Consider the following 12173-nt stretch of genomic DNA (forward strand, 5'->3'; position numbering starts at 1 on the left):
AATTAGTTCGCCGCTATTAGGAAGAGTGTTCGCAGGAGGACGTGAATACAACTAAATACATGGTACGCATAAGCCCCGCTAAAGAGTGGATCATACTGCGCAATATTTACTGGTTACAATCATCATCGGCATATTGTTAATGGTATAAATTGGTCGCAGAATGCCGGTCATTGTTTATTCCATTAGGATTTGCCGGATGTCGCGTTTTTTTGTTGTAGTTGATGACCTAAAAGATTGGTCTCCCTACTATCCCAGTCAGGATGTTATCACCTTTGATGACTATCTAGAGCGCGTGACGCAGAGTAGCGGTGAGCGCGTGCGGGTCATTAATCTTTGCAAAAGTTATCGCTATTTAGGCACCGGTTACTATTGTTCGCTATTGGCGGAAGCTCGCAGCCACAATGTGCTGCCATCGGTGAATACCCTGAGTGAGCTGGCGCGAAAATCGCTGTCGGATATCTTGTTGGAGGGCGTGGAACCCTTGCTCGCCAAATTGCCTGCGGCCAAGAGCGGTGACACCTTGAGTGTCAGAAGTTGGTTCGGCGAGTGTTTGGCTCCAGAGTATGCCTCGATTACCAAAGCGGTATTTGAGCGTTTCCCGTCGCCCTTAATTGAAATTTCCTTAGAATATAAACACCGCTGGCAGATTAAAAAACTGCAAATGATTGGACTCAAATCACTTAAGCCCGGCGGTGAGCAGGAAGCCTTCGCGTCGACCTTTGAGCGTTTCAGCAGCAAGATGTGGCGCAAGCCCAAAGCCAGAAAAACCTTTCGCTACGATTTGGCGATACTGGTTGATCCTGAAGAAAAACTGCCCCCCAGCGATAAAGGCGCACTGCGCAAATTCACCAAGGCGGCGGCGCAGCTGGGCATATCGGCGGAGCTGATTACCAAAAAGGACTATTTGCGTGTGCCGGAGTACGACGGTCTCTTTATTCGCGAGACCACATCCGTAGACCATCACACCTACCGTTTTGCTAAAAAGGCGGCGGCAGAGGGGTTGGTGGTGATGGATGATCCCACCTCTATATTACGCTGCACCAATAAAATCTACTTGGCTGACTTGCTTAGCAGTCACAAAGTACCGACGCCACGCACCGAGTTTTTGCGTCGCAATAATCCTGAGGAGCTGCAGCGCATCGCCGAGACCTTGGGCTATCCCATTGTATTGAAGGTGCCAGACGGCGCGTTTTCTCGCGGGGTGGTAAAGGTGGAAGATTGGGCCAGTCTCGTCAGTGAAAGCCAGCGCTTACTTGATAAATCGGCCCTGCTGCTCGCTCAGGAATTTATGTACACCGACTACGATTGGCGTATTGGCGTGTTAGACGGCAAGCCCTTGTTCGCCTGTCGCTATTATATGGTCCGCAATCACTGGCAAATTTATAAGCACAGCAGCAGCAAAAGTCAGTCTGGTGGCTTTGACACGATGCCAACCTACGAGGCGCCAAAGAAGGTTATTGATGTAGCTGTAAAGGCGTGCAAATTAATTGGCGATGGTTTCTACGGTGTCGATGTAAAGCAGTCTGACAACCGCGTTGTGGTGATTGAAGTGAATGACAATCCCAGTATTGATTCAGGGGTCGAAGATCTGTTTCTGGGCGACGGCCTTTACGACTCGGTGATGGAGGTTTTTCTGCGCCGGATGGAACAACGCCGACGGTAGTATTTATAGCCCGAGGTTTTACAAATAATCAAAGCACCTTTGCGCCACACCCGCACTTGCGCGAATATCGTAGGTTGGCGTTGAGCAAAGCGAAACCCAACACAGGGGTGGCACGCAGCAAGGACATGGCACTAAACCCAATACTGGCCCTGTCATCGACCTACGCACGGCCTCAATTTTCATTATTTCCGCCCGGTGACAAACCACATTGCGCCAATAGCGCGCCAGCAAGTTTAACGTGTTGGCGTTGCGCCTGAGTTGACTCTATTAGTAAATCGTCGCGCTGCTTTTTCCAATCCAAATACGCTATCGGAATCGTTAGCCCATTGGCCGCCATCGCCGCAAATAATTCGTTTTCGATAGCTGTGATTTCACTCTGGACGCCAAACTGATGATTGTTTATTAGGCTGGCCTGTCGTTGAACCTGACTAATAAAGTAGGTGCTTAGTACATTGCGAAATTGCTGGGCGGCCGGTGTGGGTGAGGCTTGCAGGCACAAAGGCCGCCCGGATACACGCTGATCAATAATATCCGCAGCGGCGTTCAGCTCACGAATATTCAGTATTTGCGTTTTTAGCAGCGCGCCGCCATCTCCCAGTCTTATTTTACCCAAGGTGCTGAGCATCTCGTCCTTATCGTGCTGCCAATTGCCAGCTAACCATTGGTGTTGCCAGCGATTCCAGCGCGCCAGCGCCGCTGCGCTGGGATCGTCTCCACGATCGGGGTGGTAGCTGCGCAAATCTGGCGGTGCCTGCCAGAATTCGCGAAATTCAGCGCCGGCAATGCCAGCCGCAAACAGCCGGTTTGGAAGCTCACGCTGTTTTAGGTTTACGGCTTCGCGCAGCGTTGCGGCAAGGGATGCCTTGCCTTCTCTGTGTAAAATGTCAATACACGTTTCCGCCTCACTGAGAAAGCGCAAATCAAATATCAGTTTCGCACTCGCGTCACCGTGTCGGCCAAGGATACTGTTGCGTTCCGCAATAGTTTCCCTCAGCGCACACTGCCGCATGCGAAGGAAATCCAAGAGATCGATATTGCTATCGGCAAAGGTGATTGCCATGTCCCGCGGCCGAGGGAAGTGCAAAAAAGCGTCTTGCGGCGACGTGCTCGCCTCTCTGTCGAGAACGCGAGCAAGCCTTGTAAGATAGTCGCGCCAATGATTTTCTAATTCACTGCTATCTGAACAGCCAGCGAGGATAAGGGGCAAACAAAAAGCAACGGCGGCAATATACTTCCAGAACGGTTGGCGGTAGCTGGTCATGCGAGCTTCGCTTTACTCGCTCGGCAGTAACTTGCTGACGGCGGCGCGCAGTGATTTTGAATCCGGGGTTGTTATTGAATTGAAGCTTTCTGTCTCCCCTGTCGCAGGATCAAACACGTATTTATAAAAATTCCATTTGGGCGGGGTGCCGCTGGCATCGGCTACCAATTTTAGCAGTGGGTCTGGCTTGTCACAGCGAATACAGGATTTATGAAAAACAGGAAAACTAACCCCGTAATTCGCATGGCAAACTTTGGCAGTTTTCTCGGCACTTTCATACTCTTGGCCACCAAAATCGGCGGTGGGTACACCTAATACCAGTAAACCCTGTTCTTTAAATTCCTGGTATAGCGCCTCAAGTCCCTCAAACTGAGGAGTAAAGCCACACATGCTTGCGGTGTTGACTACCAATACTGCTTTCGCACTTTTTACCGTGTCGCATAAATTGAGATCGCCAGCTTCAAGAGTGGCCCGTGATTGCTTGAGATAGTCGGGGCATTGCCAGCTTTTCTCTGCGGCTTGGGAGCGTGAAGAGATGGCGATCAAAATGAATAGCAGCACTGATAGTTGGCGCATGGTGTTAATCCCGTGTTGGTTTGATAATTTCGGTAGCCATGTCTTAATCTACCGAAAGGTGCATCTTCATGGCATTTTCTTTAATTCGCAACTCAACACATCGATATGCCAAGGCTGGTGAGTTAGATACCGATTACTCATAATAGCGTTTTAATACGTGAATGACTGGAAAATAGATGCTTAGTTTGCTGCTAGATGAACATGCGTGTCACTGTCGACGAGGTTTCGCGTGCTAGATGATGTGCGTTTTGCGCTGGTCGATTTAGAAACCACTGGGGGCCAAGCTGCCAATGATCAAATCATGGAAGTGGCGGTTCGCCAAATCGATTTTAGTGGCGGCGAAGAGTGGGCGTGGCAGTCACTTATTGATCCGCAGTGTAGTATTCCGTCTTTTATTCAGGGGCTAACTGGCATTTCTCCCTCGATGGTTAGGGGTAAACCGGTATTTAGTGATGTGCAGGATGAGCTGTGGTCTCACTTAGAGAATGCAATATTGGTTGCTCACAATGCGCGGTTTGATGCGGGGTTTTTGCGCGCTAATTTTGCCCGTTTTGGTCGCCAATATAATCCGCCGGTGCTGTGTACGCTAAAGCTTGCGCGCACCCTTTATCCCGAGTGGCCGAAGCATGGCTTAGAAGCCATTTGTCACCGGATTGGTTTTCATTCCGAAGGTCATCACCGCGCCATGGCCGATGTCGATGCGATGAAGGCGTTTTTGGATTTTGCGCGACGAGATGTTGGCGAGGCGGTGTTTAATTTTGAGGTCGGTTTATTGTTAGGCTTGCCGGTATTACCGCCGTCTATTAGCCAAACGGAATTTGATGCAATTCCCGGCCGGGCAGGTGTGTATCGATTGCTGGGAGAGGCGGGGGAGCTGCTGTATTTGGGCGCTGCCAGCTCTCTGCAAGAGCAGATACTTAGCCATTTCTCTAATAGTGCCGGCGATAGCAAGGCGACAAAGTTAGCGCGCAAGGTGGCCGGACTGCAGTGGCAGGCGCACGCCGGTGAGCTGTCGGCAGGACTCTACTTAAGCGCTGCCTTGCGGCATGAAAAGCCGCAAATGCAACGCAGTGCCAAGGCGGTAGGCAAGCCCTGCTGTGTTCGTTTTGTGAGCATTGATAGCGGCGGCCATAGCCTGCGTTTGCGCTCGGGACTGCCAAACGATATTGGTCAGAGTGGTGAATCGGTGGTGTTGTTTCGCGATCGAAAACAGGCCAAAGCCCGTCTTGTGGTCTTAGCAAAAGACAATGATTTATGCCTTTCGCAATTGGCGCTACTAAGCGAGGGGCAGCGCTGTGACTGCTCTGTTTGTGATGACATTGATTGTCGTGATAGTGATGGCACAGAGAATGTTGAGAATAGTGCTCCCGCTGATTTAGCTGGATCGATTTCTCGGTTAAAGTCTGCGTTCGCCGACTATCTATATACGCCCTGGCCTTTTGCGGAAGCCGTGTTAATTTACGAGTGTAATGACGCGGGCCTTGCTGAGTGGCATTTGGTGAATGACTGGCGGTATTACGGCTCGTTTATTTGGGATGCGAATCGTCAAACACTTTCGCCGTGTCCGCGCGCGGAAGTAGATGGATCGGCGGCGCTGAGTCTTGCTGAGGCGGCCGCGAGATGCGAGCAACAACTGGGCTTTCACTACGACCATTACCGATTGTTACGGGCCTTTTTGAATGAGCTGGAATGGCGGCCGCTATCTGCGTTTGCAAAAATATAAGAACAGGAGGTGCGGTTTCTAAAACGGCCCCGTCTTCAGGTATAATCACCGTCAACTTTCTTGGCCCAGTTTATTCTGCATCGATGTGATTGGGCGTGGCAGATCAGTGAGATTTTAATATGGCAATTTCCTCTTTCCATCCTCCGCGTCGTACTCTGATGGGACCGGGTCCGTCCGATGTTCATCCACGTATTCTTGAGGCGCTCGGGCGGCCAACACTGGGGCACTTAGACCCCTTGTTTATTGGCATGATGGATGAAACCAAAACCCTGCTTAAGTATGCGTTTCAGACCAGCAATGAATTGACCCTGCCGATATCCGCCCCTGGCTCCGCTGGTATGGAGGCCTGCTTTGTAAACCTGGTCGAGCCGGGGGACAAAGTATTGGTGTGTGTAAACGGGGTGTTTGGCAATCGCATGATTGAAAACGTGACCCGCTGTGGCGCCACCGCCGTGCGTGTTGATTTTCCATGGGGTGCGGCGGTTGAGCCAGCTGCAGTGGAAGAGGCGCTTAAAGCGAATAGCGACGTTAAAATTCTCGCTTTTGTGCACGCCGAGACGTCAACGGGTGCCCTGAGCGATGCGCAAGCGCTCTGCGCTTTAGCTAAGAAATATAATGCCTTGAGCATTGTCGACGCGGTGACATCAATGGGTGGTGTGCCCTTGCTGGTGGATAAGTGGCAAGCGGATGCTGTGTATTCAGGTAGCCAAAAATGTCTGTCGTGCACGCCGGGTTTGTCGCCGGTGACCTTTAGTGATGCCGCCGTTGCCGTTATAAAAGCGCGCAAGCATCCCGTGCAAAGTTGGTTCTTGGATATGAACCTGATACTGGGTTACTGGGGCGAGGGTGGCAAGCGTGCCTATCATCACACCGCGCCGGTGAACGCACTTTATGGGCTGCACGAGTCTTTGGTCATGTTGCAAGACGAAGGCTTGGAAAATGCCTGGCAGCGTCACGCGGCGATGCACGGCGCCTTAGCTGCCGGTTTAGAAGCGCTGGGTATTAGTTTTGTCGTTAAGGCTGAGCAGCGTCTACCTCAGTTGAATAGCGTCTATATTCCAGAGGGTGTGGATGACGCCACCACTCGCCAATATCTCCTAGCGAATTATGATTTGGAGATTGGCGCTGGCCTAGGCGACCTCGCGGGTAAAGTGTGGCGTATCGGTTTGATGGGTTACAGTGCCAGAATGGAGAACATCAGCTTATTGCTTAAGGCTTTGGCTGAGGCGATGAACGCACAAGGCTATACATGCGATGCCGCAAGTGCGCTTGCCGCTGCTGAGGCCACGCTAGCTTAAATGCAATAAGGGTGTGTTTACCTGAAATGCCGAGGCCTGTTAGTAGGTCTCGGCATTTTGTTTTGAACATAAGTATTTTTAACACTGATGGTCCTGTTAGGCATCTGCTAGTCTTCGTCTATATCCACTTGCGAGCGTGTCAATGTGTCTTTAAGTAACCCCTTGATCGAACAGGTTCGGCTTGATTTGCTGGACGCGATTGAAAATGACTCCATCGTCTTGCCGACATTGCCAGAGATCGCCCTAGAAATTCGTGAGGCGGCCAGTGACCCAGATGTCAGCGTGGGGATGTTGGCGACGATTATCGAAAATGACAGCTCAATCGCAACGCGTATTCTGCGCATTGCCAATAGCTCCTTATTGCGAGGTTTTCAGCCTATTCACGATGTTAAGTCGGCGATTGGGCGCATAGGTCTTGGCTATACCAGCACGCTGGTAACGACCTTAGCGATGCAGCAGATATTTTTGTCGACTAAAGAAGCGCTCAATCAGCGAATGCGTGCCATCTGGATGCACAGCACAGATGTTGCCGCTATTTGCCACACTCTTGCTAAATCCCAAACTAAATTAAAACCTGAGATGGCGACCCTTGCCGGTATTGTTCACCAAGTCGGCACCTTGCCGGTATTGAATTATGCAGTAGGTCGAGGCTTTTTACGTGATCATCCGGAATTGCTTGATCAAATATTAATCAGTTTGAGCCCGGAGGTGGGTAGTCGCATTCTTGAGGCTTGGGGTTTTGCCGATGAGTTGGTTATCGTGCCGACTCAGCATATGGATTTTAACCGTCAAGCGAAGGAAGGCGACTATGTGGATTTAGTCACTGTCGCCAATTTGCACAGTTATTTTGGCACCCAGCATCCTTTAGCGAGCGTGGACTGGTCAACCGTAACGGCTTTCGAAAGGCTGGGATTGCCGGTCACCCTCGATGCGACCGACGATTATCATCAGCAAATTGAAGCGATGCAGGGCGCCTTGCGCGGCTAGTGGATTTTGCCGTTTAGGATAAGTAGCCGCCATCTACGGTAATACAACTTCCCGTGGTGTAGCTCGATGCAGCGGATGCTAAATACAGCACTGCGCCGGCCATTTCGTCTGGCTGTGCGACGCGGTTAAGTGGTACATCCTTCAGAACAGTTTCCCGAATTTCGTCGTTTTTAACTAAAGCCGACGCGAACTTGGTATCCGTTAAGCCAGGTAAAAGGGCGTTTACTCTTACGCCCATCGACGCGCATTCTTTTGCAAACGCTTGGGTCATTGAAATAACGGCGGCTTTGCTGATCGAGTAGATTCCCTGCAGGGCGCCGGGTTTGACGCCGTTGATCGACGCGACATTTATAACGCTACCGCCGCCATTTTTGGCCATCAGTTTGATCCCGATGGACGACATAAAGAAGTAGCCGCGAATATTGACGTCTATGGTCTTGTTGAAGGCCGCTAAATCTGTGTCGGTGATATGGCCGAAATAGGGGTTGGTGGCGGCGTTGTTGACTAATATATCTAAACGGCCGTGTTTGCGTTCAATCGCTTCAAATACTGACTCAATATTTTCCATATCGCCGATGTGGCAGGCCATGGCTTCGGCGCTGCCCTGTTCCTGACGTATTTCCTCTGCAACCTGTTCGCAGTCGGCTGCTTTGCGGCTCGCCACAATCACGTGTGCACCGTGGGCTGCCAACGCTTTGCAGATGCTTTTACCAATACCGCGGCTACCACCACTGACCAAGGCGATTTTGTTGCTAAGATCAAAAGAGACATTCGTCGTTGCGTTCATTTTATTACCCTTGTTGCTTAGGATGCTTTTGGTTTGTCGTGCCGGCTCAAGTCTATAAGCAGGTGCTATATGCTTTGTTGCTTCGATGACCGTAATTAAAAAGAGCCTGAGATTTAGTAAATTATTATTGTCTTTTGCTGCAAGGATTCAGACACGATGTACAGCAGTTCAGTCGTAATAATGCAGTAAACCATGTCGTGTCTTTATACCATTACGCCTTTGGCTGGGCATCAAATTGTTGGCCATTCACAGCTTTGCTGTCGTCGCTCATTAAGTAGAGGTAGAGCGGCATAATCACTTCTGGTAGCGGATTGTCCTGCGGGTTTTCGCCTGGATAGGCGGTGCGGCGCATGACTGTTTGGGTGGCGCCCGGGTTGATGCTGTTCACGCGCGTATTGTTAAGGTCAAATTCTTCGTCAGCCAAGATCTGCATCATGCCTTCAGTGCCAAATTTCGATATGGCATAGGCTCCCCAAAAGGCGCGCCCTTTGCGGCCAACGCTGGAGGAGGTGAGAATGATGGAGGCGTTCTCAGCGGCGGCTAGCATTGGTAAGAGCGCTTGGGTCATCATAAATGGCGCACTTAAATTGACGTGTAAAACCTCGTCCCAGCTGTCGACGGTGGTTTGGGCCAAAGTTCGACGTTGGCCAAGTACACCTGCGTTGTGCAGCAAACCATCTAGGCGTCCAAATTCCCGTTCTATGGTGTTTGCCAATTCTTCATAATCTTTCATCACTGCGCCGCGTAAGTGCAGGGGGTAGATGGCCGCCTGCGGATAAGCCGCGGCTTCGATTTCATCGTAAACCGCTTCCAGTTTTTCGACTGTACGTCCCAGCAATATCACGGTGGCGCCGTGTTGGGCGTAGCTTAGTGCGGCGGCGCGACCAATACCGTCACCGGCACCGGTCACGAGAATGATTTTGTTCTGAAGACATTGCGGTGCGGCGATATATTCTGGGGGAAGGCTTAAAGGCACGTAGAATCCTCGGATTTATGAAGCTGTAATTTACTGATCAGTGGAATAAGGTCGCTCGCTGTGTCGACAACATAATTGGCGCCCCAGCTATCTGCACTGTCATTTTCAGAGATATAGCCATACCGGCAGGCGACCGTGCGCATGCTGGCATTGCGACCGGCGTCGATGTCGCGTTTGTGGTCGCCCACGTAGATGGTGTTTGCTGGCAGGCAGTCAATTTCTTTGCAGGCTAAATAGATCGGTTCTGGGTGAGGTTTGCGATGCCTTACGTGGTCGGGGCAAATAGCGGTGCCGCAGCGCGTTGATAATTGCATTGCTGAGAGCAAGGGCTCGGTAAAGCGCGATGGCTTATTGGTGACAATGCCCCACTTTAAACCCAGTGACTCAATGTGCGTTAACACCTCTGCCATGCCGGGAAAGAGGGTTGTGCTTACTGAAAGTTGTGCAAGATAGCGGTCGAGGAAGTCGTTCAGTAAATCGGCAAAGCCATCACTGTCTTCGGTTTGCTCAAATCCTAAGCTAACGACGGCGCGAGCGCCGTCGGATACTTTGCGGCGCACCGCGTCATAGCTTTGCGGCGCGCGGCCATGCTCGTCGAGCATGCTGTTTAACACCGCTGTGAAGTCAGCGGCGGTGTCGAGTAGCGTGCCATCTAGATCAAACAATACACCGTGCAGCATTAGGCGGGCTTCTTTACGTGGATCATATAGTTTACATCGACGTCTTTGTCGTTAAGTCGATAAGTGCGCAGCAGCGGGTTATAGGTGAGACCGGTCATATGTTGCATTTGCAAGCCGGCATCACGAACCCAGTTCCCCAGTTCGGCAGGGCGAATGAAGCGGCTGAAGTCGTGGGTGCCCTTGGGCAGCATTTTCAGTAAATACTCGGCGCCGACAATCGCAAACATAAACGCTTTAGGGTTGCGGTTGATGGTAGAAAAGTAAATGTCGCCACCCGGTTTGCACAGCGTTGCGCAGGCGCGAATAACAGAAGACGGATCGGGAACGTGTTCCAGCATTTCCAGGCAGGTCACTATGTCGTAGCTGCCAGGTTCGTCGGCGGCGAGCTCTTCGGCGGTGGTTTGAAAGTATTCAACCTTGGCGCCGGACTCCAGCTGGTGCAGGCGGGCAACGCTCAAGGGCGTTTCGCCCATGTCGATGCCTTTAACGCGGGCGCCACGTTGAAACATGGCTTCCGATAAAATACCGCCACCGCAGCCAACATCAACGACCCGGCGTTCGGCGAGTGGTGAGCGCTCATCGATATAATTGACGCGCAGCGGATTGATGTCGTGCAGGGGTTTGAACTCGCTGTTGCGATCCCACCAGCGGTGAGCCAGCTCTTCAAACTTGGCAATTTCTGCTGGGTCGACGTTGTTTCTATGCTGTTTCTGCGATTCCGCGTGCTGCATTTTATTCTCCGCTAATTCTTGTGCGCCAGAGTTCGGCGCGAGTAACGATGTCGCGGCGGTCTAGCGTGGTCAGTTCGCCATTATCCAGTACCTTGCGGCCCATGATCCAGCTATAGCGAACCTGATGACTGATATTGGTGTAAACCAGTTGTGAAACAGGGCTGTAAATAGGTTGCTGTTCCAGCGCTGATAGATCGATGGCGATCACGTCGGCCTGTTTGCCCACTTCCAGGCTGCCGACCAGGTGATCTATGCCTAGCGCTTTGGCGCCGTTTAGCGTGGCCATGGTCAGTGCGTAGTGGTCGGGTAGGGCGCAGGCGTCACCGGCCACGACTTTGCCGAGCAGCGCTGCACTGCGCATTTCGCTGAATAGGTCGAGGTCGTTATTGCTGGCGGCGCCATCGGTGCCTAGCGCGACATTAATGCCGGCTGCGCGCATTTTTTCTACGGGAGAAAAGCCGCTGGCTAATTTCATATTTGATTCTGGGCAATGTACCGCGTGGCAACCAAAATTAGCCAGAGTGGTGATGTCGTCATCATTCAGGGCCGCGAGGTGCACGCACTGGGTTTTTGGTCCCAGTAATCCTAGTTCTGCCAGGCGTTGAATTGGTCGCTTGCCGGTTTGGGCGACGGCGTCGTCGATTTCCTGCTGGGTTTCGTGCAGGTGAATTTGAATGGCGGCGTCAGCCTCGGCGGCGAGGGTGGCCACCCGCAGCATGGCGTCGTCACCCACTGTGTAAGGCGCGTGGGGGCCGAAGGCTACCGTAATCAGTTTGCTGTGTTTTAGCTCGTCTCGCAGGGCGAGACCCTTGCGCAAATAGTCGTCGGGGCCGCTACCCCAGGCGCAGGGGAAGTCAAATATAGGAAAGCTGAGCTGGGCGCGAATACCTGCCTTGCGAATGACGGTAGCGGCGGCCTCGGGGAAAAAGTACATATCGCTAAATGTGGTGGTGCCACTGCGCAGCATTTCAGCAATGGCGAGCTCGCAGCCGTCGCGAACAAAGGCCTCGTCGACCCAGCGACCTTCGGCGGGCCAAATATGGTCATTGAGCCAGGTGTGCAGCGGTTTGTCGTCGGCCATACCGCGAAATAAACTCATGGCCGCGTGCCCGTGGGCGTTTATAAGACCGGGCATGAGCACGTGATTGCTGAGTCGCAGCACTTCGCCGGCTTCAATACTCTCCGCGTCTTGAGCGGGCAGTAGGGCGCATATCTCACCATTGCGAATAGCTATCGCATGGTTAATTAGCGGTGTGCAATTGGGTGCGACGGGAATAATCCAGCGTGCAAATATAAGGGTGTCGACGACTTGTGGGCTTTGGGCAGGCATGAGGCTGTCCGTATCTGTTTATGCAAAGGCGCAAGTATACCTGTTAACGCGGCGACTGTGGTCGCCTTTGTTGCGGTAGCACATTGATTTACGGCGATTTTGAACTGTCTACGGGCTTGAGATTTATGCTATCATTGCCGCTTTATTTTCCGCTTAGACCA

At 52.0% G+C, this 12173-nt stretch carries 11 protein-coding genes; 4 read left to right on the forward strand and 7 right to left on the reverse strand.

What is annotated here, in order from left to right:
• Positions 1–196 precede the first annotated feature (196 nt).
• On the forward strand, positions 197–1663 hold the full coding sequence (locus AAC007_RS07725; protein ID WP_339675745.1) for a RimK family protein: 1467 nt from the start codon (positions 197–199) through the stop codon (positions 1661–1663).
• A gap of 172 nt (positions 1664–1835) precedes the next feature.
• On the opposite strand, the gene AAC007_RS07730 is transcribed toward AAC007_RS07725, so the two are convergent.
• Together AAC007_RS07730 and AAC007_RS07735 are read right to left on the reverse strand one after the other, a co-directional pair.
• Positions 1836–2924 carry a DUF3080 family protein gene (locus tag AAC007_RS07730; RefSeq protein WP_339675747.1) on the reverse strand — a complete coding sequence of 363 codons (1089 nt, stop codon included), beginning with the start codon at positions 2922–2924 and terminating at the stop codon, positions 1836–1838.
• A gap of 12 nt (positions 2925–2936) precedes the next feature.
• Positions 2937–3500 (reverse strand): glutathione peroxidase, encoded by a 564-nt coding sequence (locus tag AAC007_RS07735; protein ID WP_296434822.1) that lies wholly within the window; start codon positions 3498–3500, stop codon positions 2937–2939.
• A 229-nt stretch (positions 3501–3729) separates the two neighbouring features.
• Between AAC007_RS07735 and AAC007_RS07740 the strand changes: the two genes are divergently transcribed.
• The 3 genes from AAC007_RS07740 to AAC007_RS07750 all read left to right on the forward strand — a co-directional run bounded on the left by AAC007_RS07740 (position 3730) and on the right by AAC007_RS07750 (position 7508).
• Positions 3730–5223 (forward strand): exonuclease domain-containing protein, encoded by a 1494-nt coding sequence (locus AAC007_RS07740; RefSeq protein ID WP_339675749.1) that lies wholly within the window; start codon positions 3730–3732, stop codon positions 5221–5223.
• A 119-nt stretch (positions 5224–5342) separates the two neighbouring features.
• Complete coding sequence (locus AAC007_RS07745) at positions 5343–6521, forward strand: alanine--glyoxylate aminotransferase family protein (RefSeq protein ID WP_339675751.1); 1179 nt, start codon at positions 5343–5345, stop codon at positions 6519–6521.
• A 144-nt stretch (positions 6522–6665) separates the two neighbouring features.
• A complete protein-coding gene (locus AAC007_RS07750; RefSeq protein WP_295871111.1) occupies positions 6666–7508 on the forward strand; it encodes an HDOD domain-containing protein in 843 nt (280 codons plus the stop codon).
• A gap of 13 nt (positions 7509–7521) precedes the next feature.
• Here AAC007_RS07750 and AAC007_RS07755 read toward each other — a convergent pair whose 3' ends face one another.
• The 5 genes from AAC007_RS07755 to AAC007_RS07775 all read right to left on the reverse strand — a co-directional run bounded on the left by AAC007_RS07755 (position 7522) and on the right by AAC007_RS07775 (position 12012).
• Positions 7522–8295: an SDR family oxidoreductase gene (locus AAC007_RS07755; RefSeq protein ID WP_339675752.1), complete on the reverse strand. Its 774-nt coding sequence runs from the start codon at positions 8293–8295 to the stop codon at positions 7522–7524.
• Between the two features lie 211 nt (positions 8296–8506).
• Positions 8507–9271: a YciK family oxidoreductase gene (locus AAC007_RS07760; protein WP_219041940.1), complete on the reverse strand. Its 765-nt coding sequence runs from the start codon at positions 9269–9271 to the stop codon at positions 8507–8509.
• Positions 9262–9951 carry an HAD-IA family hydrolase gene (locus AAC007_RS07765; RefSeq protein WP_339675754.1) on the reverse strand — a complete coding sequence of 230 codons (690 nt, stop codon included), beginning with the start codon at positions 9949–9951 and terminating at the stop codon, positions 9262–9264. Before AAC007_RS07765 ends, AAC007_RS07760 begins: the two co-directional genes overlap by 10 nt.
• Positions 9951–10682 (reverse strand): bifunctional 2-polyprenyl-6-hydroxyphenol methylase/3-demethylubiquinol 3-O-methyltransferase UbiG, encoded by a 732-nt coding sequence (gene ubiG / locus AAC007_RS07770; RefSeq protein WP_339675755.1) that lies wholly within the window; start codon positions 10680–10682, stop codon positions 9951–9953. The genes AAC007_RS07765 and ubiG overlap by 1 nt, the downstream gene beginning before the upstream one ends.
• Position 10683: 1 nt before the next feature.
• Positions 10684–12012 carry a TRZ/ATZ family hydrolase gene (locus AAC007_RS07775; RefSeq protein ID WP_339675757.1) on the reverse strand — a complete coding sequence of 443 codons (1329 nt, stop codon included), beginning with the start codon at positions 12010–12012 and terminating at the stop codon, positions 10684–10686.
• Positions 12013–12173 lie beyond the last annotated feature (161 nt).

It is taken from the genome of uncultured Zhongshania sp. (assembly GCF_963975605.1).
Taxonomy (GTDB): domain Bacteria; phylum Pseudomonadota; class Gammaproteobacteria; order Pseudomonadales; family Spongiibacteraceae; genus Spongiibacter; species Spongiibacter aquimaris.